Source organism: Corynebacterium tuberculostearicum, assembly GCF_022347385.1.
GTDB lineage: Bacteria > Actinomycetota > Actinomycetes > Mycobacteriales > Mycobacteriaceae > Corynebacterium > Corynebacterium tuberculostearicum_M.
In genome coordinates this window covers 1-22,120 of the sequence record NZ_JAKRDT010000025.1, presented here as the reverse complement: position 1 = coordinate 22,120, position 22,120 = coordinate 1, and the positions used below count along the sequence as shown (strand labels likewise).

General features: G+C 58.7%; 23 protein-coding genes and 1 pseudogene. 10 read left to right on the top strand and 14 right to left on the bottom strand.

Translation table 11 applies throughout. The annotated features are described in order from the left end of the window. The 6 genes and pseudogenes from MHK00_RS11065 to MHK00_RS11040 form a co-directional block, all read right to left on the bottom strand. Nucleotides 1-184: pseudogene (locus tag MHK00_RS11065) on the bottom strand (IS6 family transposase); the annotation flags it as partial. A 322-nt stretch (nt 185-506) separates the two neighbouring features. Continuing rightward, on the bottom strand, nt 507-896 hold the full coding sequence (locus tag MHK00_RS11060; RefSeq protein ID WP_153246219.1) for a hypothetical protein: 390 nt from the start codon (nt 894-896) through the stop codon (nt 507-509). A 141-nt stretch (nt 897-1,037) separates the two neighbouring features. Beyond that, on the bottom strand, nt 1,038-1,352 hold the full coding sequence (locus MHK00_RS11055; RefSeq protein ID WP_174232238.1) for an NIPSNAP family protein: 315 nt from the start codon (nt 1,350-1,352) through the stop codon (nt 1,038-1,040). Nucleotides 1,353-1,451: 99 nt separating this feature from the next. Beyond that, nucleotides 1,452-1,781, bottom strand: a complete 330-nt coding sequence (locus MHK00_RS11050) for a DMT family transporter (protein WP_003849969.1) — start codon at nt 1,779-1,781, stop codon at nt 1,452-1,454. Continuing rightward, complete coding sequence (locus MHK00_RS11045) at nt 1,778-2,137, bottom strand: DMT family transporter (RefSeq protein WP_003849971.1); 360 nt, start codon at nt 2,135-2,137, stop codon at nt 1,778-1,780. The genes MHK00_RS11050 and MHK00_RS11045 overlap by 4 nt, the downstream gene beginning before the upstream one ends. After that, nucleotides 2,134-2,679, bottom strand: coding sequence for a TetR/AcrR family transcriptional regulator (locus MHK00_RS11040; RefSeq protein WP_034666346.1), 546 nt, complete (start codon nt 2,677-2,679; stop codon nt 2,134-2,136). The genes MHK00_RS11045 and MHK00_RS11040 overlap by 4 nt, the downstream gene beginning before the upstream one ends. A 416-nt stretch (nt 2,680-3,095) precedes the next feature. Between MHK00_RS11040 and pepN the strand changes: the two genes are divergently transcribed. The 5 genes from pepN to MHK00_RS11015 all read left to right on the top strand — a co-directional run bounded on the left by pepN (nt 3,096) and on the right by MHK00_RS11015 (nt 8,862). Next, on the top strand, nt 3,096-5,621 hold the full coding sequence (gene pepN / locus MHK00_RS11035; protein WP_250411837.1) for an aminopeptidase N: 2,526 nt from the start codon (nt 3,096-3,098) through the stop codon (nt 5,619-5,621). 82 nt (nt 5,622-5,703) lie between these two features. Further along, entirely contained in the window at nt 5,704-6,252 is a 549-nt protein-coding gene (locus tag MHK00_RS11030) for an RNA polymerase sigma factor (RefSeq protein ID WP_005326023.1), read from the top strand. A gap of 84 nt (nt 6,253-6,336) precedes the next feature. Continuing rightward, a complete protein-coding gene (trxB, locus tag MHK00_RS11025) occupies nt 6,337-7,263 on the top strand; it encodes a thioredoxin-disulfide reductase (protein ID WP_250411835.1) in 927 nt (308 codons plus the stop codon). 6 nt (nt 7,264-7,269) lie between these two features. Then, entirely contained in the window at nt 7,270-7,593 is a 324-nt protein-coding gene (gene trxA / locus MHK00_RS11020; protein WP_049359078.1) for a thioredoxin, read from the top strand. Between the two features lie 87 nt (nt 7,594-7,680). After that, nucleotides 7,681-8,862 carry an N-acetylmuramoyl-L-alanine amidase gene (locus MHK00_RS11015; protein WP_250411833.1) on the top strand — a complete coding sequence of 394 codons (1,182 nt, stop codon included), beginning with the start codon at nt 7,681-7,683 and terminating at the stop codon, nt 8,860-8,862. A gap of 9 nt (nt 8,863-8,871) precedes the next feature. On the opposite strand, the gene MHK00_RS11010 is transcribed toward MHK00_RS11015, so the two are convergent. From MHK00_RS11010 to rpmH, 8 genes are read right to left on the bottom strand one after another with little or no spacing between them, the layout of a single operon-like run. After that, nucleotides 8,872-9,450 carry a 2-methylaconitate cis-trans isomerase PrpF family protein gene (locus MHK00_RS11010; RefSeq protein WP_250411831.1) on the bottom strand — a complete coding sequence of 193 codons (579 nt, stop codon included), beginning with the start codon at nt 9,448-9,450 and terminating at the stop codon, nt 8,872-8,874. A gap of 9 nt (nt 9,451-9,459) precedes the next feature. Next, a complete protein-coding gene (locus tag MHK00_RS11005; RefSeq protein WP_250411830.1) occupies nt 9,460-10,500 on the bottom strand; it encodes a ParB/RepB/Spo0J family partition protein in 1,041 nt (346 codons plus the stop codon). A gap of 6 nt (nt 10,501-10,506) precedes the next feature. Continuing rightward, complete coding sequence (locus MHK00_RS11000) at nt 10,507-11,355, bottom strand: ParA family protein (RefSeq protein WP_049359071.1); 849 nt, start codon at nt 11,353-11,355, stop codon at nt 10,507-10,509. Nucleotides 11,356-11,365: 10 nt separating this feature from the next. Continuing rightward, nucleotides 11,366-11,965 (bottom strand): 16S rRNA (guanine(527)-N(7))-methyltransferase RsmG, encoded by a 600-nt coding sequence (gene rsmG, locus MHK00_RS10995; protein ID WP_040425466.1) that lies wholly within the window; start codon nt 11,963-11,965, stop codon nt 11,366-11,368. Nucleotides 11,966-11,994: 29 nt separating this feature from the next. Beyond that, on the bottom strand, nt 11,995-12,972 hold the full coding sequence (gene yidC, locus MHK00_RS10990) for a membrane protein insertase YidC (protein ID WP_239279041.1): 978 nt from the start codon (nt 12,970-12,972) through the stop codon (nt 11,995-11,997). A gap of 13 nt (nt 12,973-12,985) precedes the next feature. Next, on the bottom strand, nt 12,986-13,201 hold the full coding sequence (gene yidD, locus MHK00_RS10985; RefSeq protein WP_250411828.1) for a membrane protein insertion efficiency factor YidD: 216 nt from the start codon (nt 13,199-13,201) through the stop codon (nt 12,986-12,988). A gap of 47 nt (nt 13,202-13,248) precedes the next feature. Beyond that, a complete protein-coding gene (gene rnpA, locus MHK00_RS10980) occupies nt 13,249-13,611 on the bottom strand; it encodes a ribonuclease P protein component (RefSeq protein WP_005326013.1) in 363 nt (120 codons plus the stop codon). Between the two features lie 3 nt (nt 13,612-13,614). Next, a complete protein-coding gene (rpmH, locus tag MHK00_RS10975) occupies nt 13,615-13,758 on the bottom strand; it encodes a 50S ribosomal protein L34 (protein WP_003847033.1) in 144 nt (47 codons plus the stop codon). A gap of 670 nt (nt 13,759-14,428) precedes the next feature. Between rpmH and dnaA the strand changes: the two genes are divergently transcribed. From dnaA to gyrB, 5 genes are all read left to right on the top strand, one after another. Then, nucleotides 14,429-16,066, top strand: a complete 1,638-nt coding sequence (gene dnaA, locus MHK00_RS10970; RefSeq protein WP_250411826.1) for a chromosomal replication initiator protein DnaA — start codon at nt 14,429-14,431, stop codon at nt 16,064-16,066. Between the two features lie 745 nt (nt 16,067-16,811). Then, on the top strand, nt 16,812-17,993 hold the full coding sequence (gene dnaN / locus MHK00_RS10965; protein ID WP_005325994.1) for a DNA polymerase III subunit beta: 1,182 nt from the start codon (nt 16,812-16,814) through the stop codon (nt 17,991-17,993). Continuing rightward, nucleotides 17,993-19,168, top strand: coding sequence for a DNA replication/repair protein RecF (gene recF / locus MHK00_RS10960; protein WP_250411825.1), 1,176 nt, complete (start codon nt 17,993-17,995; stop codon nt 19,166-19,168). Before dnaN ends, recF begins: the two co-directional genes overlap by 1 nt. Continuing rightward, on the top strand, nt 19,161-19,730 hold the full coding sequence (locus MHK00_RS10955) for a DciA family protein (protein ID WP_250411822.1): 570 nt from the start codon (nt 19,161-19,163) through the stop codon (nt 19,728-19,730). The genes recF and MHK00_RS10955 overlap by 8 nt, the downstream gene beginning before the upstream one ends. A gap of 157 nt (nt 19,731-19,887) precedes the next feature. Continuing rightward, nucleotides 19,888-21,957 carry a DNA topoisomerase (ATP-hydrolyzing) subunit B gene (gene gyrB / locus MHK00_RS10950; protein WP_005325988.1) on the top strand — a complete coding sequence of 690 codons (2,070 nt, stop codon included), beginning with the start codon at nt 19,888-19,890 and terminating at the stop codon, nt 21,955-21,957. The last annotated feature ends 163 nt before the right edge of the window (nt 21,958-22,120 follow it).

Below are 22,120 nucleotides of genomic sequence, written 5' to 3'. Positions count from 1 at the left end.
TGTGCTTATCCAGCTCAGGGGCGTATTTCTGCACCCAGCGGTAGATCGTGGTGTGATCGACTGGCACACCCCGCTCGGTCATCATTTCTTCGAGGTCGCGGTAGCTCACGCCGTAGCGGCAATACCACCGCACCGCCCACAGGATGATGTCACGGGGGAAATGCCGACCGGAGAAGATGCCCATGGCTCTGATTATTTCACGCCGGTCTTTCTACTGCCCCAACTTTGCAACAGCACCAGCTGTCCGCACTAATGATGGAAAAAAGGTTGGATCTGGAAGATCATTTGAACTTCGGGGAATAGTAGAAACTACTATTCACATTGAAGGTGCGCAAGAGACCCGTGGGTTGAAGACACTTTTCCCGCTGCGTGGTTCCAATGGTGGTAGTGACGTAGCTCCTCGGTGGTTTAACTTGGAACACAATATCGACTAAAAGACGAAGGGGCTAGTCTGTCTGACTAGTTGTGAGTGGCTAGGGGTAGATAAATATCTGCCCCTTCGCTTTTCATTTTTTTAGTTCCGTAAAATGCTTCGGATCGTAGTCTCTCTCGCCACCAATCCATTCAATCTTATCGTCGGAACCGTAATCTAAATACGGGGCAACAGCATTTCCTGCCAACTGATCTCCCCACCCCGTAACAGCGGTTCTCCCCTCTGATGAGTAGCTTTCACCCGATTCAAGAGTGTGTCGTGGAATCAGCGCAAATTCCATGCCAACATATGCAAGTCCTTGCGCGGATTTAACTGAAAATACGCAATATGCGTACTTGGACGTTTTCCAGGTAGCTCGTACTTCGACATCATCGGGAGACACACAATTTTCTGAGGGAAAATACCTCTTTAGTAAATGGCGTATCTCCTGGTAAAAAATTTCTGAACTCCACGTTTCCGCCATAATTCACACTCCGTATTTCACTAGGCTGCATAACTTTAGTTAAATTGCATGAGTCTTCACTATGGCTAAAACGGTACACCCATCTGTACGCGCTGACCTGCGGCGTTGTGGGTTGTGCCGAGCGTGCTGCCGGAGTCCCTTTCAGTGTCCCTGGGGTAGGAGCGGCCGCATGAAGGTGCGCTCGTACCGCAGGACGCACTCGGACTCGTCTCGAATCCGGTCAGCGGCGATGAAGTCCGAGTGGGTGCCGAACAAGGTGCGGTACTGCTCGTAGGCAGCCAGGCTGGGGAAGCTGAACAGGGATTCCGCACGGTCACTCACACCTTCCGCGGGTAGGTAGTACCCGTGGTGGGTGCCGCCGTGTTCGTCGACATGCCGCATCCAAGCGCGGGCGAACTGTTCAAAGGCTGCGATCTGGTCGGGGTCGATGGTGTAGTGGACGACACAGGTGATCACATCCACAACGCTAGGCCCACAGGCGCTCATTGGGGAGCCTTTGTCTGTGCGCCTCGTGGTGCAGCACACCAATCTGCCTGGTTTACCTGCGGAAATGCGTCAGTTCGCCAAGTTGGCGCCGAGTTCAACGGTGAGAACTCCGACGGCGATGAGGAGGATGCCGAGGGCCATGGTTCGGGTGAGGGGTTCGTGGAAGATGACCCGGGCGAGGATCGCGGTGAGAGCTACGCCGGATGCTGCCCAGATGCCGTAGGCGACGCCAAGGGCCATGCCGTCGGCCAAGGCGAGACTTAAGGCGACGAACGCCACGAGATACCCCGCGATGACGCCGATGAACCATTTCTTCACCCGGCCACCGTCGGAGGCTCGTAGCGACATGGTCGCGACGACTTCGGACAAGATGGCGCCTGCGAGGAAGATCCATCTCATGAGTTGACTCCTGCTTCCTGGGCTGCGGTTTGCTGAGCTTTCTGGGAGCCGAGTTCGACGGTGAGGACACCGCTGATGATCGCAACCATTCCAAGACCCATCACAGCGGTCAGAGGTTCACCGAAAATCGCGGCGGATAGCACGGCGGCGAGCACGACCCCGCTGGCTCCCCAGATGCCATAGGCGACGCCGATCTGCATTCCTTCGCGCAGGCAGAAGGTGAGGAAGACGAAAGCGCCGATGTATCCGGCAGCAACCACGATGTACCAGGATGGGTGATTGAGCGCCGCCTTGAGAGACAGCGTCGCCGCCACTTCGGTAGTGATGGCGCCAGCGAGCAGGAACCACTGCTTCATGGGGTTGTTCCTTCGATCAGGGAGCGAATGCTGGAGACGACGGCTTCGAGATCCGCGCCGTGGAGGGTGGACACACCTGTGGCCTGGGCGCCCCAGAGTCCGTCGGCGGCGAGTCGGGCGGTGGTCAGCCTGGCTCGGGTGGCGGCGTCGAGATCGTCCGGGAGTTCGAGCCAGCGGCCCATCCGCGTAGTCCACGGTTCGGTGAGTTCGGGCCGATACGTCGCTTGGCCCCAGATGATGAACTCGGCGCGCTTGGCGGCCCCGTGGGCGGCGACGTGAACGTAGCTCAGGAGCCGCTCGGTGGCGTTGGCGTTCTCGAGGGGCTTGCCAAGGGTGGCAGTCATGTCGTTCTCGACGTTGGCCGCAGCGTGGTCGACGATCGCGGCGAGCAGTACGTCGCGGTTGCGGAAGTGATATAGCAATCCCGGTTTGGTGAGCCCGGCCTCGTGGGCCACTGCGTCAAGGGTAATGTCGCCACCCTCCGCTGCGTTCATGACGCGGAGGGCAGCTTCCAGGATCTCGGAGCGCTGACTGGTTCGCATATAGCTAACTTTACCATTTGGTAGGTGAAGCCTTCAACTGCGGGCGCTGGTAGGGGCACCTGGGGTACACCCTATTGTTACGCCGCTTTGGAGCAGAATATTTCCTGTAAATAGGGCCGTTCCTAGCATTGTTTTACACGCGTCTAGTGGGGTCTAGGCCTTATGTTTACAGAAAGTGGTGAGTGTGGTGTTATCGTTTGACGGTTTCCATAGGTTGCATCCCTCAGTGTGGTGTGACGCTTGCTGATGGTCACTGACATCTTGCGCCACGTGAAGAGTGTGAGACGGCAAAAACTAATCCAACTGGTCCACAGCGGGGCTCCGAAACCCGCTGGGTATTTTGCTCCTAGAAGCCAGCGGAGCTTAGGACCCCAACCCCGCACCCTACGTGACGGCGGTAACTATAGTTCGTAGACATGACCGCACCACAAAATAAGACGCAGCACGAGTTGCTCCAAGAACGCGCGGCGGCGGTGGACCTGCGCGCCTATCACCTCCACCTCGATCTTTCGGAGGTACTCGATAGCCCCACCTACCGCGTGACTACCCGCCTCGAACTCAGCAGCAGCGAATCCGAGCTTTTTCTGGATTACCTGGGCGAATCCGTCGCGGAGGTCAAGGTCAATGGCACCCCGCAGGAAGTGGACTTTGATGGCAGCATCATCCGGCTGCACGGCCTGCCGGTAGGCGAGGAGCTCGCCATCGAAGTCACCGGCCACTCGCGCTATTCGCGCACCGGCCAGGGTCTGCATCGGATGCACGATCAGGCCGATGACGCGACCTACCTGTATTCACACCTCGAGCCTTCCGACGCCCGCCGCATCTTCCCCTGCCTGGAGCAGCCGGATCTCAAGGCCGTCTTCCACGTGCGCATGACCGCACCGAAGCAGTGGCAGATCCTTTCCAACCAACCGGAAGTCGAACGCCACGAGGAGGGGGAGCTCGCCACCGTTACTTTTGCGCCGACCCCGCCGCTGTCGACCTACCTGACTTCTTTCGCCGCCGGCCCCTACCAGTACCAAGAGCGCACCTGGACCGCCCCGGATGGCAGCCACTCGGCACAGCTGCGCGCCTTTGCGCGCGCATCCATGTTTGAGCACCTGGACGAGGAAATCCTAGAACTTACCGCCCAAGGCATGGACTTTTTCCACCAGAACTTTGGCTATCCCTATCCGTGGGGCAAGTACGATTCCATCTTTGTACCCGAATACAACCTCGGCGCGATGGAAAATCCCGGCCTGGTGACGTTTACGGAGAACTACATCTTCCGCTCCCGCGCTACCCGCGCGCAGCACGCCGGCCGTGCAAATACCATTCTGCACGAGATGTCCCATATGTGGTTCGGTGATCTGGTCACTCCGCAGTGGTGGGATGATCTATGGCTTAAGGAATCTTTCGCGGAGTTCATGGGCGCGGATTCTTCCGTGCACGGCACCGACTACGCCGAGGCTTGGGCCAATTTTGCCGGCGCCCGTAAAAATTGGGCCTACCTGCAGGATCAGCTGCCTACCACGCACCCCATCAAGGCGGAGATCCCGGACGTGGATGCCGCACGCCAGAACTTCGATGGCATCACCTATGCCAAGGGAGCGGCGGTGCTCAAGCAACTGGTGCACTACGTCGGCCGCGATAATTTCTACGCCGGGGCGCGCGACTACTTCCAAGAGCACGCCTTTGCCGCCGCCACCTTTGATGACCTCCTGCAGGCGCTCAAGAAGCACACGGACCGCGATCTTGATGCCTGGTCGCAGGCCTGGCTGCGCACCTGGGGCCCGGATACCCTCACCCCGGAGTTGCACACCGAAGGCGAGAAAATTGCGGAGCTGGCCATCAGTGCAGACGCCGAGGACGTCACCCGACCGCACCGCCTGACCGCTTCGCTCTTTGATACATCCCTGCACAAGTACCGCGAGATCGACATCGATCTCCCCGCCGGCGATGGCACCACCCGCACCATCATCGATGAAGCGGCAGGCCTTCCGGCCCCGGCATTGCTACTGCTTAACGACGCCGACCATACCTACGCCAAGATCCGCTTCGACGAGGCCTCCCTAGACACAGCGAGTGAGCGCCTGACCGAGATCGAGGATGAATTGACCCGCGCGGTAATCTGGACCGCCCTGTGGAACCTCACCCGCGATGGGGAAATGTCGGCGATTGACTATGTGGGGGTCGTCGTCAAGCACGAAGCCTACGAGACCAACACGACGCTGCTGGCTACTGCCTGCGCCAATGCCAATTTTGCCATTGCACACTATGTTGCAGACGCCGACCGCGAGCAGGTCCGCACCGACTATGCCGAGGCGATCTGGGGCCATCTGGACGAGGCCGAACCAGCCTCGGACGCCCAGCTTGTGCTCGCTCGCGCCGCCATCCGCGCACTCGCCGCAACGCCGGAGGAGTCCGGCACCGCGCGCCTTAAGGCCCTGCTCTCCGGTGACATTGTCGGCCTTCGCTTGGACCCCGAAATCCGCTGGTCGATCTTGCGCGCCCTCGCGGCCCGCAATGCCGTAACCCCGGCCGAGCTCGAAGAGGAAAAGCAGCGCGATAATACGCTGACCGGCGCTACCGAATTCCTCGGCGCCAGCCACGCCTTCCCCACGCCGGAGACCAAGCGCTCCGCGTTCGATAAGGCCCTCACGCCCGGCGCATATTCCAATGCCGAGGTGGACGCACTGGTCGCCGGTTTCAATGCCCCGCGCTCAGCTAGCCTGCAGGAGGCCTTTGCGGAGGAGTTCTTCTCCCGCGTGGAAGACATCTGGGCCGCGCACCCGATTGAGATTGCTAACCGCCTCATCCGCGGCTTCTACCCGGAGTTGCCGAAGGCCGATGCCGCCACCACGCGCCTGCTGCACCGAGAGCTGCCAGGAGCGCTGCGCCGTATCCTGCTGGAATGCCGCGATAACCTGCGGCGCACCCTCCGCGTGCGGGCTGGTCAATAAACTGTACAGCCTAGCGCTCGCGCCCTAGTTCCCCTCGGGTCACACTGTGTATAACAGTTGTTGATCCGGGGGGAATCTACATATGACGCTCAGTCATGACCGCAGTGACGAGGAACTAGTTGATGCTTTTATTGAGGGGGACAATAAGGCCTTTTCCACCATCGTGGAACGCCACCGCACGCGGCTGACCACGGTAGCGCGGCGCTACACCAGAAACGATCACGATGCCCAAGATGTGGTCCAGGAAGCCTTCCTGCGCGCCAGCTGCAACCTGCACTCCTATCGCCGCGAGTCTGCGCTATCGACCTGGCTGCACCGGCTGGTGAAAAACTCTGGCTATGACTACTTGAACCACCGCTCTAACAGGGAAAATGCTTCATTAGATGCGGAGGACTTTGATGACGATCGCAACCCGCTGCTCGCGCATAACCCTTCCGAAAACCTAGCGGAGCAGCTAGTGGTACGAGAAGCCATGCAGCTGCTGCGGGAGGATCAGCGCGAAGCGCTGGTGCTTACCGACGTCGCCGGGTTCCGCGTCGGCGAAGTTGCCACTGCCCAAGGGGTAAAGCCCGGCACCATCAAATCCCGTCGCGCCCGAGCGAGGGAAGTCCTACGCGCCGCCATGGGGTGAGTTTGCTAATACCGACGTTTGTCAGCGCGGCGGGTAGACTCAGGGCGTTACGCGAAACCACACTCTGATTTAAGGGAGTTAGCAATGACCGTCCACGATGTTGCCATCGTAGGTTCCGGCCCTGCCGGTTACACCGCCGCGCTGTACGCGGCACGCGCCGAGCTCAACCCGATTGTCTTCGAGGGCTTCGAGTACGGCGGCGAGCTTATGAATACCACCGAGGTAGAAAACTACCCCGGCTTCCAAAAGGGCATCATGGGCCCAGAGCTCATGGAAGAAATGCGCGCCCAGGCCATCCGCTTCGGTGCGGATTTGCGCATGGAAGTCGTTGACTCCGTAGAGCTGGAAGGCGATATTAAAAAGCTGCACGTGGGTGACGAGCTCTTTGAGGCCCGCACCGTTATCCTCGCCACCGGTGCCGCCCCGCGCCACCTCGGCGTTCCCGGTGAGGAAGAACTCTCCGGCCGCGGCGTATCCACCTGCGCTACGTGCGATGGCTTCTTCTTCAAGGGCCACAATATTGCCGTTATCGGCGGCGGAGACTCCGCCATGGAGGAGGCTACCTTCCTCACCAAGTTCGCGGACTCTGTCACCATTGTGAACCGCTCCGAGAACTACCGCGCCTCCAAGATCATGCTGGAGCGCGCCCAGGCCAACGAAAAGATCAAGTGGGAGACCAATAAGGTCGTCGAAGAGGTCATTGACGCTGAAGGCAAGGTCGGCGGCCTCAAGCTCAAGGACGTCACCAACGGCGAGACCTCTACCTTGGATGTCACTGCCATGTTCGTAGCAATTGGCCATGATCCGCGCTCTTCCTTCCTCAATGATCAGGTCAAGCTCAATGACAACGGCTATGTTGTAGTTGAACAACCCTCCACCAAAACCTCTCTGCCAGGCGTTTTCGCCTGCGGTGACTTGGTAGATGACCACTACCAGCAGGCAATTACCGCGGCCGGCTCCGGTTGCCGCGCGGCAATTGATGCGGAACATTTCCTCGCAGAAAGCCGTTAATTCAGTATGAGCAATGTCAAGAAAGTAACCACCGATACGTTCCGTAAGGACGTCATCGAGTCCGATAAGCCCGTCGTCGTCGACTTCTGGGCCGAGTGGTGTGGCCCCTGCAAGAAGCTTTCCCCGATCCTGGAAGAGGTAGCGGAGGAGCTGGACGGCCAGGTCACCATCGCCAAGGTAAACGTCGATGAAGAGCGCAACCTTGGCGCCATGTTCCAGATCATGTCCATCCCAAATGTGCTGATTTTCAACCACGGCGAGAAGGTAGACGAATTTGTGGGTCTGCGTTCTAAAGATGACATCGTGGCGCAAGTGAAAAAGCAGCTTTAACTGTTAATCTAATTCCTATTAGATTAAGCGTGTAGAAATTCTGGAATGCGGCCCTAACTAAAGCGGGCTGTGAAAGGGGTATAAGGCGTGAATCGCGTTCTTCGAGTCGGCGATACAAGCGTGCGTGTAGCTGAGGCTCGCGCTACCTTGGCCCGTCTCGGCCTCTTGTCAGATTTCAAGGGGGAACTTTCTGCGTGGAAGAAGCAGAAGTACTCCGAGAGCGACAAGAGCTTTGATGCCAATTTGTCTGAGGTCCTCAAGGCCTTCCAGCAATCCCGCGGTATCGTGCCCACGGGCGAGATCGACGATCTCACCCTGCGCGAACTGCGCCAAGCCTCGTACACGCTCGGCAGCCGCGTACTTAGCTACGAGCCTGCGAATGAGCTGGTGGGTGACGATATCTCGCAGCTCCAGCAACAACTGCAGGAGCTCGGCTTCTACCAACAGCGCGTAGACGGCCACTTCGGTACTAATACCCACGCGGCGCTGAAGGAATATCAACACAACTGCGGCCTGCAAGAAGATGGTGTGTGCGGCCCCGCCACTATCCGCGCCCTTGGACTGCTCGGCCGCCGCATCACCGGCGGCTCCGCCCACAATATCCAAGAGCGTGAGCGCGTCCGCAACGCCGGCCCAAAGCTGGCGGGCAAGCGCGTTGTCATCGATCCCGCCTTGAGCGGCGGCGACGCCGGCCAGCTGGTCAAGGGTCGCTTCGGTGATATTTCCGAGCAGGAAATCCTGTGGGACCTCACCCAGCGCATCGAGGGGCGCATGATTGCCGCAGGCATGGAAACCATCATCTCCCGTCCGCGGACCTCCGATGCGGACGTCAAGTCCCGCGCCGAACTGGCCAATGCCTTCGATGCGGACATGGTCATTTCCCTAGCCTGCGATTCTTACCCCAATGAGAAGGCCAATGGTGTTGCCACCTTCTACTTCGGTTCCGAATCCGGCAACTCCTCACTCATTGGTGAGACCCTATCCGGTTTCATCCAGCGCGAGATTGTCGCGCGCACCGAGCTGCTGGACTGCGGCAACCACGGCCGCACCTGGGACCTGCTGCGCTTGACCCAGATGCCGGTCATCCAGATCGTACTGGGCTACCTGACCAACCCAGAGGACTTAAAGATCCTCACCAACCCGTCCTGCCGCGATGACATTGCAGAGGCGATCGTGATTGCCGTAAAGCGCATGTACCTCATGGAGCAGGACACCGCGGTAACCGGCACCTATAAGTTCTCCGAGCTGCTCCAGGCCGAGCAGGCCTAGGCCTCGAATCTAGGCCAAGGCGCGGGCCAGGAGGTCTTCGGCTGCTGCCGCACTGAGCATATCGTGCTCGGGCGGCAGCTCGAGCCGCAAGCGGGGGAGTACTGGGTGATCCGCGGCCACCTCAAAGCCAGCGGAGCGCAAAGTCTCATAAGACATCAGCCCGATATAGGCCGGTTTGTGGCCCAAGAAATCCGCCGCTTCCGCTGGATCGCCGTAATAGCCAAAGGCCTCCACGGCGGTGCTGCCGCGGTTAGTGAGGTGCATAATGGCGGCGTCGACAAGCACTGCTTCAATGCCACGCCCCATTAAATGTGCTTTGACGAAGAGCGAGGTAATGATCTCCGCATCGTCTGAAATGGGGGCGGTGGGAAGCTTGGCGGCGCCGGCAGCATCCTCGCGGGAGCAAAAGAGAATGGTGGCGTCCTCGCCCACGGTAAAGCCGCACTGCCCAAAAGACAGCAGGGTAGTAGCCAGCCACGCCTCTTTTTCAAAGGCGGGATCGAGCACGGAGGCCTCCAGCTCCCAAAAGGTACTGCGCGCGGCCTGGCGGTGAATGCGCGCGCCTTCGCGTACCGGCTCGAGGATCATCGCCCCAGTTTAGTGCTGGCCCTCGATGAGCGTCATGATGCGCTCGAAATCTTCTTGGTCACCGAATTCCACGACCATCTTGCCCTTGCGCTTGCCCATGGTCACGGTGACCTTGGTATCGAAGCGATCGGACAGGCGCTCGGCGGAATCGGTAAAGTACTGCGGCTGCGGTGCCGGCTGCTTCTTCTTGGATTCTGCCGGCTTACCATCGCGCTTGTAGAGGGTGACTGCTTCCTCGGTGGCGCGTACGGACAGGCCCTCCGCGATGATGCGGTTGGCAATGTATTCCATGGCCTCGGTGTCATCCAAGGACAAAAGCGCACGCGCGTGGCCGGCAGATAAGGTACCAGCAGCTACGCGCTTTTGTACCTCTACCGGCAGCTTGAGCAGGCGCAGCATATTGGTCACCTGCGGGCGCGAACGGCCAATGCGATCCGCCAGCTCGTTCTGGGTAACGCCGAATTCTTCCAGCAGCTGCTGGTAGGCGTGTGCCTCTTCCAAGGGATTGAGCTGTACGCGGTGGATGTTCTCCAGCAAAGCATCGCGCAGCAGGTTGTCATCCTTGGTATCGCGCACGATGGCCGGAATCGTGGCCAGGCCCGCCTTGGAGGAAGCGCGCCAACGGCGCTCACCCATGATGAGCTCAAAGCCGCCTTCCTCGGAAGGACGGACGACCACGGGCTGCAGCAGGCCAAACTCGCGGATCGAGTGGACGAGCTCACCGAGTTCATCCTCGTCGAAGACCGTGCGCGGCTGCTTCGGGTTGGGGATGATATCCCCAATGGAAATCTCGCGGTAGGTCGCACCGATAGGAGCCGGGGTGGCCTGGCGCTTCTTGGAGGACTTAGAGCCAGAACCCTGCTGAATGGTGGGAGCACCCTTTACGCGCTTGCCTTCACCACCCTTCCGGCCCGGCTGCGGGGTGGAATTACCCAAAATAATATCCGCGGCGGAATCGCCCAAGCGCGGCTTGCGGGTAGGAGCATCAGGACCGGACGGGATGAGTGCGGCTAGGCCTTTGCCAAGGCCACCTTGCTTCTGTTCTGCCATGAGTTCCTATCCTTCCAATTCCGCGTAAATCTCTGGGCTCACGCCAATCGCCCCGGTGGTCGGGTGCGGGCGATAATCGCCACGCCGGTCAAGCTCGCGCGCGGCCGCAAGGTAGGCGCGGGCACCGGTGGACGAGGGAGCGTAATCAATAACCGTAGTACCGTACCCCGGTGCCTCGGAAACGCGCACGGAGCGCGGGATAACATTGGCCAGCACCACGGCGCCAAACTGTTCGCGGACGTTATCGGCCACGTCCTCGGCCAAGCGCGTGCGGGCGTCATACATGGTCAGCAGCACGGCGGAAATATGCAGATCCTCGTTGAGGTGCTCGCGAATCATGGAGATATTGCCCAGCAGCTGGCCCACGCCCTCCAGGGCGTAATACTCGCATTGAATCGGGATGATGACCTCCTCAGCGCAGGTCATCGCGTTAATGGTGAGCAAACCCAGCGATGGCGGGCAATCAATGAAGACATATTCGAAGCCATGCTCTTCAAGGAAGCCATTATGCAGGGCGTCATAGAGCCGAAATTCGCGACGCACCAAGGAGACCATTTCAATCTCTGCGCCAGCCAGATCAATGGTGGCGGGGATGCAGAAGAGGTTCTCGTTGTGCGAGGAAGCCTGCATGGCCTTCTCGGCGGTGCAGTCCCCAAGGAGCACCTCATAGCTGGAATCGGTGCCGGAATTATGTTCCGCGCCCATGGCCGTGGAGGCGTTTCCCTGCGGGTCAAGATCGATCACCAGCACTTTTTTGCCCTCTGTGGCTAGCGCTGCGGCCAAGTTGGCGGCGGAGGTGGTTTTGCCTACGCCGCCTTTCTGGTTAGCAATGGTGATAAGGCGCGGATTAGTCATGCCGTCTACTTTAGTTCACGCGCGGGACACGAATGATCGTGGTTCCCTCGATGGTGCTGACCTCGGCCTTTCCACCGCCGGCCTTCTTAATGTCAGCGGCATCGCGTTCCAGTTCCTCGTGTACCGAAGAACCCTTCAGCGCGATCATTTCACCACCCTTGCGCACGAGCGGCAGCGACCATTTCGCCAGCTTGCCAAGCGGTGCGACGGCGCGGGAGGTGACCACGTCTGCGCCCGCCACGGCCTTTTTAATCGGGCCTTCCTCGGCACGGCCACGCAGGACCGTCACGTTGTCTAGGCCCAGCTCTTCTACGACCTCGTTGAGGTAGTTATAGCGCTTGAGCAGCGGCTCGATCAGGGTGATCTGCAGGTCCGGGCGCGCAATGGCCAGCGGAATGCCGGGCAGCCCAGCACCCGAGCCGACGTCGATAACCGTGGCGCCCTCCGGGATTGCTTGCTTGACGACGGCGCAGTTAATAATGTGCCTGTCCCACAAGCGTGGCACCTCGCGGGGGCCTATAAAACCACGAGTGGACCCGTCTGTAGCGAGCGAATCATGGTAAGCCTGCGCGAGGGGCAAGCGGGAGCCGAATACTACTGACGGGTCCATCTCGGACACGATGGGGTTCTCCTCCGTGTTTATTTGTTTTTGCGCTGTTTCTTGGTGCGGTTGTCCTTCTTGCGGGCACCCGGCTTAGGCGCGGAAGTGCGCTTGGCCTCTACCTTAGCGGCTTCCTCTTCTTCTTCCTCGCGGTCCATCTTGGCATAGACGATGCGGGTTTGGAAGAAGGTCCAGACCGTATTGGCCATCATGTAGAACAGCAAACCAATCGGCCAGATGAAGCCGGAGAAGACCAGCATGGCTGGCATGACCCACAGCATCATCTTGGACATCATGGCCATTTGCTGCTGCATCATTTCCGCGTTCTGGCCCTGCGGTGCTTGGGTCTTGCCAGCAGCACGGCGCTTTTCCTGGCGGTTCAGGCTCATGCGGGCGTTGAAGTGCGTCATAACCGCAATGACGGCGATCATCGGAACGATGATGACGGCTGCCTGGGTAGTGGTTACGCCCTCTACAATCGGCGAGTTCAAGCGCAGGTTGGTCACCAGCGGAACATCAAAGATCTTGGCATCCAAGAACTGCTGGACTAGGTCCGGCTTAAAGATGTAGTTCGCGGTGTTGGCGTTATCCTCAACGGACATAGGGTCACCACTGGGATGTCCAATGCCACCGGCTACCGCAACGGTGCGGTCGAAGGAGCGCAGCACGTGGAACAAACCAACGAACATTGGAATCTGCACGAAGACCGGCAGGCAGCCGGCCATCGGGCGAACGCCGGACTCCTTGTAGACCTTCTGCATTTCCTGCGCGGCCTTGGTTTGGTCATTGCCGTACTTCGCGCGGATTTCCTGCACCTTAGGCTGGATTTCCTGCATCTTGCGCGAGGAACGAATCTGGCTGATGGTCGGCTTGACCATTAGCGCCTTAAGCGTCCAGGTCAGCAGCACAATGGCCAGAATCCAGGTAATGCCCCAGGTAGGGTCCATTACGAGGGACAGCAGCCAGTGCCAGAACCACAAAACGGCCGAAATTGGCCAGTAAATGATATTAAGCACGAGTGTTTAATCCTCAATTGTTGTTGGTACCCGGGACCGGATCGAATCCGCCCGGATGCCAGGGGCCACATTTGCAGACCCTGGCTATTGCCATCGCCGTACCCTTGATTGCACCGTGTTGAGACAGCGCCTCTAGGGCATAAGCACTGCATGTCGGCTCGAACCGACAGGTCGATACCATCTTAAGGCCAGAGACATGTTTTTGGTAGAAATGAACCACTTTGACCATTGGTTTGGCCAATCCTCTGGCTGGGGGAATTTCCTCCCCGCGGGAATTTAGATATCCCATTGCTTGCGCAGTGCTTTGGCAAGATCTTTTTCTAATTGCTCACTGCTAGCAGTGGCGCTGGCGGGCAAGGCACGGATGACTACGTCCACGCTGGCGGGCAGCTTGGGAATGAATGTCATGCACACATGGCGAAGCCGCCGGGAGGTGCGGTGGCGAACCACTGCATTCCCGACGGCTTTAGAAACAATCAGCCCAAATCGCGGCCCAGTGGCGGCGATATCGGCTGCCTTGTCCGTACCTGCGTTGTCGCGCGCGTGCACGACGACCGTACGAGTGCCCGCCCGGCGACTGCCCTTCATCGTGCGCCGAAATTGCGTCGGCGACGTGAGCTTGTGCTGGGCTGGAAGCATAACTTATGCAGTCAGCTTTGCGCGGCCCTTCTTGCGACGAGCTGCAACAATGGCGCGACCTGCACGGGTGCTCATGCGGGTGCGGAAGCCGTGCTTGCGAGCACGACGACGGTTGTTCGGCTGGAACGTGCGCTTACCCTTTGCCACGTTAATTCTCCTTGAAGTTGTGCGTAGGCACACCACCGCGATGCAGCGGCACGCCCACTGATGAATAGATTCCATGAACCTGACGCATCACAGTCTCTCCGGTGCACGGCGAGCCGACGGGCCCAGCCGGTGCGAGGTGACGCAGTCACTTTCACGCGCAACTCTTCGTTGCAATAGACCATGCCAGATTACGTGATTTCTGCCGCTGGAAACAAATCGACACCCGGGTACACCCGAAATTACATAAATGTTTTTTCCTGCAGCTAGAGGGCCAGATTCTGTGCTCTTACTGCACCTAATCCGTCACACAGTAAGACCCACCCCAACCCACTCCCGGGTGGTGAATTTTTCTCGCTAGACACACCCGCCGTTTCGGCGGTAGAACAGAAGAATCAAATTCCACAGCCCAACCGGTCATGTGGATAACTCTAAATCAACGCTTGAGACTTGTGCAGTTTCCGCAGCGTACGGCCATAAACTGACCAATGAAGAGTTATCCACAGTCATGAACTAAGCTGTGAATAACTATTTAATCCACACCTGTGGATAACTCTGTGGAGATCGAGGTGACTCGATAAAAACCGATGTGAAAACCACGGTGGAATCCGCAGTGAAAATTGTTATTCAATGTCCACCCGTCCCCGACTAAATTCCACAAAGGTAGCCTGTTGTGACTGACCCACAAGCGAACCTGCATGCCGTTTGGCGCGCGGTCGTTGATGACCTGCTCGCACAATCCGAGCAACCCAATTCCGAGGTCCCCAGTTTTTCGCACTCACAGCGCCTTTACCTCCAACTGGTTCGCCCCATCATGATGGTTGAGGGCTACACCCTCGTTGCCGCCGAGAACCTGGATGCCAAAAATGTGGTCGAAAATGAGTTGGGCGAGCACATTGCCAAGGCACTAACCCGCCACCTGGGTCGGCCGTGTTCCTTTGCGGTTACCCTTGCCACCCCACAAGAGCCACAGCCGCCGGCCGTGGACCCTGCACCACAGCCAACTCCCCCTCAACAACAGCAACCGCCGGAAGCGCAACCGCCGCAGAACACGGAATCTACGCAGAACTACATTCCGCGCCCGCAGCAGACGGATGCCGCTGCACAGCAGGCCCCTTCCCAGAACAATTGGCAGTCGAGTCACGCCCCTGCAAGCCTGGATGAGCTAGCCCAGCACTATAACCAACAGCAGGCAGAATCCGCGGGAAATTTCTCCGGTGCTGCCACCAATTCCGCCCGCATCCCGCGCGAGGCCCCGGCGCACGATCCCAACCGTGAGACTTCCCTCAATCCGAAGCACACTTTCGATAGCTTCGTGATCGGTTCTTCGAATCGTTTTGCCAATGGTGCCGCCGTAGCTGTGGCCGAGAACCCCGCACGTGCGTACAACCCACTATTTATCTGGGGTGGCTCTGGTCTGGGCAAAACGCACCTTTTGCATGCCGCCGGCAATTACGCCCAAGTACTGCACCCGGGTCTGCGCGTGAAGTATGTGTCTTCGGAAGAATTCACGAATGACTATATTAATTCCCTGCGCGATGACCGTCAGGAATCCTTCAAGCGGCGCTACCGCAATCTCGACATTTTGATGGTCGATGACATCCAATTCTTGGAAGGCAAAGAATCCACCCAGGAAGAGTTCTTCCATACTTTCAATGCGCTGCACCAAGCCAATAAGCAGATCATTTTGTCTTCGGACCGCCCACCGAAGCAACTAACCACGCTGGAAGATCGCCTCCGCACCCGCTTTGAAGGCGGTCTTATCACCGATATTCAGCCGCCAGATCTAGAAACGCGTATCGCGATTTTGATGAAGAAGGCGGCCAATGACGGCACCGAAGTGGATCGCTCCGTGCTTGAGCTCATTGCCTCGCGTTTTGAGTCATCTATTCGTGAGCTCGAGGGCGCGTTGATCCGCGTTTCGGCCTATTCCTCCTTGGTGAATGAGCCAATCAACGTGGAGATGGCAGAAATCGCGTTGCGCGATTTGGCCCCAGATTCCGCCGATAGGCAAATCACCGCTACCTCGATCATGGAGGTCACTGCAGAATTCTTCGATATTGATGTAGAGACTCTGCGCGGCGCTGGCAAGAAGCGTGCGGTGGCGCATGCACGCCAGTTGGCTATGTATCTGTGCCGCGAACTTACTGAGCTATCCCTTCCCAAGATCGGTGAACAGTTCGGCGGCAAGGACCACACCACCGTCATTTACGCGGATCGCAAGATCCGCAAAGAGATGACTGAAAAGCGCAATACCTACGACGAGATCCAGGCGCTTACCCAGCGCATCAAGAATCGCGGTCGCGCCTAGATCTCGTCACCTTTTCTACAGCTCCTTCCTTAAGCGCCTTCCTTATATAAAGGAGGGCGCTTTTGTCTGCCCTTTGTCACTTCGCGGATTCTGCTCGCACTACTTAAAGGTGAGACCAGAACTACCAGATCAGAGATTCTTGACTGAGACGCCGAAACCTGGTTCAAACCGTCCACACAGCCGCCTATACCTTCGTGTAATTCCACAAAGAACCCAGAAGGTCCACGAAAAGTACTCTCTTAACTGCGAAAAGAGTTATCCACAGCGTTATTCACACTTGTGTAATTTCATCTTTGTAATTCATAGATCTTACTCACAGTTTTAAATTCCACAGGCCCTATGCTGGGAGAACTACCCTGTGATCAGCGCTGTGTGTAGATCGGTGATCAAATGACAAAACCTGTGGATAAAACGACGATCCCGTTAGTTGTCCACATTTTTCCCCGATTGATCACAGCAAGATCACAAGAATTGGCACACCCCGGATCTGTGTCCTGAACTTGTCGTTTACCTAGTTACCCACAGATCCCACAGCGCTTATTACTACTACTAAATTATTTCTCTGATCTGTATAGAAGAAAGAGGGTGTGTGGAATTCGGCCCGGCCTGCCTTCGGCCAGGCGCGGATCGGGCGGGCAAAGATGGAATTACACGTTGTGGCGCACCGCGCCCGATGCGGTAAGTTGGAAGCCAGTCTTTTGTAAGTAACAAATTTCCTACTTGCCCCAGAGGAGCTCTTCGCACCATGGATGAAGCCGTGTCATTTCGCGTGGCCAAAGATGACCTTGCCAACGCCGTAGCGTGGGTTGCTCGCAGCCTGCCGTCCAAGGTCACCCAGCCCGTGCTCCGCGCGATGCTGATTACCGCGGATGACAATGGTCTTGAGTTCACTGGCTTCGATTACGAGGTATCCACCCGCGTCCGCATCGCCGGCATGGTGGATGAACCCGGACAGATCGCAGTAGCCGGCAAGCTCCTCTCTGACATCGTCGCTTCCCTTCCCAACAAGGAAGTGGAGATCTCCCAGGTAGATTCCAAGGCCCTGGTTACCTGTGGCTCTTCCCGCTTTGAGCTACCACTGATTCCACTGGATGATTACCCGCAGCTTCCGGTCCTGCCGGAGGTTACCGGCACCATCCAGCCACAGCTATTCGTCGAGGCCATCCACCAGGTCGCCGCCGCGGCCGGCAAGGATGACACCCTGCCCATGCTCACCGGTGTGCACATGGATATCCGTGGCAAGGACATTGAGATGACGGCAACGGACCGCTTCCGCCTGGCAATGCGCACCTTGGAATGGGAGCCGAAGTCGCCGGATGTAGAAGCCAAGCTCTTGGTGCCTGCGAAGACCCTGCAGGAAACCGGTCGTTCCTTGGATCCGCACCTGAATATCCCAGTGGAAATCGCTGTGGGCACCGATGACAATATTGGTGCCGATGGCCTCTTTGGCCTGCACGCGGATAATCGCGAGACCACCACGCGCATGCTGGATGCGGACTTCCCTAATGTGCAGCCGCTGCTGCCGAAGAATCACACCAATATTGCCTCCATTGAGGTCGCCCCGCTGCAAGAAGCAATCCGCCGCGTTTCTTTGCTGACGGATCGCAACGCGCAGATTCGGATGGAATTCGCCGATGGCCAGGTGACCCTTTCCGCCGGCGCGGATGCCGGTAACGCCACCGAGACCCTGCCGTGTGCATTCCATGGCCGCGATGAATTCCTCATCGCCTTCAATCCGGGCTACCTCAAGGATGGCTTGGGCGTCATCAATACCGACCGCGTGGTCTTCGGCTTTACCGAGCCTTCGCGCCCAGCCATCATGATCCCAGAACCGGAAGAGCTGCCTGAGGCCGATGAAGATGGCAACTTCCCCACGCCGGAGACCAACTTCACCTACCTGCTCATGCCGGTTCGCCTGCCGGGCTAATGTACGTCAGGGATCTCGATGTTCGGGATTTTCGCTCGTGGCCCGAACTTAATGTGCATCTAGGGCCGGGGATCACCCTTTTTGTCGGGCGCAACGGCTTTGGCAAGACCAATATCGTCGAGGCCATTGGCTATACCGCCCACCTTTCTTCCCACCGCGTTTCACACGATGCACCGCTGGTGCGCCAGGGCGCGGATAGCGCGCGGGTATCCATTACCGCGGTGAACCAAGGCCGCGAGCTTACTACCCATTTGCTGATTAAGCCCCACGCGGCCAATCAAGCACAGATTAATCGCACCCGCCTGCGCAGCCCCCGTGAGCTGCTGGGCGTGGTAAAAACTGTGCTCTTCTCTCCGGAGGACTTGGCCCTGGTGCGCGGGGAGCCGGCTGGGCGCCGCGCCTACCTCGATAGCATCATTGCCTCGCGGACTCCGCGGCTAGCGGGTGTGAAGGCCGACTACGACAAGGTGCTCAAGCAACGCAATGCCCTGCTGAAATCGGCCTCCGGCAGCCTGCGCCGCGGCTATTCCGATAGCGATGGTGCCGCTGCGTTGGCCACCTTGGATACCTGGGATGCGCAGCTTGCCCGGCTGGGCGCCCAGGTGATCGCCGCACGCCTTGCGCTTGTCGACGCCCTCTTGGACCACATCCCCGCCGCCTATTCCGGCCTGGCACCAGAATCGCGGCCGGCGCACTTGGAGTATAAGTCCACGATCGATACCTCCGATCGCGAGGTGCTAGAGGCCGTGCTGCTCACCGAGTTGGCCGCCGCCCGGCAGCGCGAGATCGAACGCGGCATTTCCCTGGTGGGTCCGCACCGCGATGATCTGGTGCTCAACCTGGGTGATCAGCCGGCCAAGGGCTTTGCTAGCCACGGCGAAACGTGGTCCTACGCCATCGCGCTGCGTCTGGCGGAATTCAACCTCCTGCGCCAGGAGGGAGGATCCGATCCGGTGCTCATCTTGGATGATGTCTTTGCCGAGCTCGATGCCAAGCGCCGCAAGCAGCTGGTCCACTTGGCCGCCGAGGCCGAACAGGTGCTCATCACCGCGGCCGTGGACGAGGATTTGCCCGGAAATTTGGAACCCATCGTGCGCTACCGCGTGAGCGTAGAAGATACCGAGACCGGTCGCATCTCCAAGCTCAGCGCCGAGGAAGGTGAAGGGAATGAGTGAGGATCAAGGGGGCGTCGGCAAGCAGCGCATCGATCCCGTCACCCAGTACTTCAAGCTGGTTCGGTCCACCTCCAAAAACCCGCCGAAGCTGACCCGTCCGGTGCCGAAGATGCCGGTGCCTTCGCTGGAGAAGGCGCAAAAGCAGGGGTATATGGGCTATCAACGGGGCATACCCACTGGCCCGGATGGCAGGAAGAAGCGGCGCACCTTGACCGTGCCGAGCCTGGGATCCCAAATTAACCGCGAGGTAGTCAACCGTGGGTGGGAGCATGACCTGGCCAATGGCTGGGTGATGGGCAATTGGGAGCATCTGGTGGGCGAGCGCATTGCCGCGCATACGCAGCCGCAACGGATTAAGGACAAGATTGTCTACGTATCCTGCGATAATTCCACGTGGGCAACGGAGTTGCGCTACCTGCAACGGCAAATCCTGCGGAAAATCTCTAACCGCCTGGGCCCAGATGTCATTGTGGAACTGCGGATTCACGGGCCGAAACAAAGGCGCAATTACGAGGGGCGGCAGTGGGTCAAACCGCAAGGATCACAAGATACATACGGCTAATAGGCTGAGGTTTACTCAGACTTGCACAATGTAAATAACCTCAGAGCGCGCCAGATTCCTATCTCTCACGGGTGTGGGGTGTCTTTCAGTAGGGGGTATCCGTGTAGAATAGTCAAGGTCTTAGAATTAGCTATAGCCAAAAGGAGAGCACGAATCCGTGGCTGAAGAACACGCATATGATGCCGGGTCAATTACGATCCTGGAGGGCCTCGAGGCCGTCCGTAAGCGCCCCGGCATGTACATTGGTTCGACCGGTTCGCGCGGCCTGCACCACCTCATTTGGGAGATCGTTGATAACTCCGTCGATGAGGCCATGGCCGGCTACGCCGATAAGGTTACCGTCAAGCTGCTGGAGGATGGCGGCGTCGAGGTCATCGATAATGGCCGTGGCATCCCGGTAGAAATGCACGCCTCTGGTGCGCCTACCGTCCAGGTGGTCATGACCCAGCTGCACGCCGGCGGTAAGTTCGACTCCGACTCCTACGCCGTTTCTGGCGGCCTGCACGGTGTCGGTATTTCCGTGGTGAACGCGCTTTCTACCCGCGTGGAGGCGGAGATCAAGCGCGACGGCAAGCACTGGTACCAAAACTTCCAGAACGCCATCCCGGACGAGCTCGTTGAGGGCGGCAATGCCCGCGGCACGGGCACCAAGATCCGCTTCTGGGCGGACCCGGAAGTTTTTGAAACTACCGAGTACGATTACGACACCATTGCCCGCCGCCTGCAGGAAATGGCCTTCCTGAATAAGGGCCTGAGCATTGAGCTCATTGATGAGCGCGTCACCGAAGAGCAGATCGAGCTGGAAGAGATCGCCGATGCAGAATCTGGCGAAACCAGCGCGGATGAGACGTCCTTCGATGATGCCCCGGACGCCGGCGATACCTTTAATGAAGAATCCGGCGAGGCGAAGGACGCTGCGGCGGATAAGAAGCGCCGCAAGAAGGTAACCTTCCACTACCCGGATGGCTTGACCGACTACGTCAAGTACCTCAATAAGTCCAAGACCGCGATCCACCCGACCATCGTTTCCTTCGATGCGAAGGGCGAGGATCACGAGGTCGAGGTAGCGCTGCAGTGGAACCAGGGCTATAAGCAGTCCGTTCACACCTTTGCCAATACCATCAACACCCACGAGGGCGGCACGCACGAAGAGGGCTTCCGTGCGGCCCTGACCTCCCTGATGAACCGCTACGCCAAGGAGCATAAGCTCCTCAAGGAAAAGGACGGCAACCTCTCCGGCGATGACTGCCGCGAAGGCTTGGCGGCCGTTATTTCCGTCAAGGTGGGCGATCCGCAGTTCGAGGGCCAGACCAAGACCAAGCTGGGCAATTCCGAGATCAAGGGCTTTGTCCAGCGCGCGGTCAACGAGCACGTCAATGACTGGTTCGATGCCAACCCGGCTGAGGCGAAGGCCATTATTAATAAGGCTGTGTCCTCCGCGCATGCTCGCATGGCTGCCCGCAAGGCTCGTGAGATGGTGCGCCGCAAGTCCGCCACCGACCTCGGTGGCCTGCCGGGCAAGCTCGCAGATTGCCGCTCGAAGGATCCGAAGATTTCCGAGCTCTACATCGTGGAGGGTGACTCCGCAGGTGGCTCCGCTAAGGGCGGCCGCGATTCCATGTTCCAGGCCATCCTGCCGCTGCGCGGCAAGATCCTGAACGTGGAGAAGGCCCGTATGGATAAGGTCCTCAAGAATGCCGAGGTTCAGGCGATTATTACCGCGCTGGGTACCGGCATCCACGAGGAATTCGATATCAAGAAGCTGCGCTACGACAAGATCGTGCTCATGGCCGATGCCGACGTTGACGGCCAGCACATTGCCACGCTGCTTCTGACCCTGCTCTTCCGCTTTATGCCGCAGCTGGTTGAGGACGGCCACGTGTTCCTGGCTAACCCGCCGCTGTACAAGCTCAAGTGGTCTAAGGGTACTCCGGGCTATGCTTTTTCCGACGCCGAGCGCGATAAGCTGCTGGCCGAGGGCTTGGAGCAAAACCGTAAGATCAACAAAGATGACGGCATCCAGCGCTACAAGGGTCTGGGCGAGATGAACGCCGCCGAGCTGTGGGAGACCACGCTTGACCCGAGCACCCGCATCCTGCGCCGTGTGGATCTGGAAGACGCGCAGCGCGCCGATGAGCTCTTCTCCATCCTCATGGGTGATGATGTCTCGGCTCGCCGCTCCTTCATTACCCGCCGCGCGAAGGACGTCCGCTTCCTGGATATCTAGAGCGCAGTATGAAGCCCACCGTGGAATTTACCGCGGTGGGCTGGGTTAAACGACAAAATGTGTTGTTTTCCGGCGTGTCGGGGTAAACGACATTTTGTGTTGGTGGACTGCGTGGTTTAGGGCACGTGGCCTTTGCGTATTCCCATAGAGTGGTTGTAGGCAC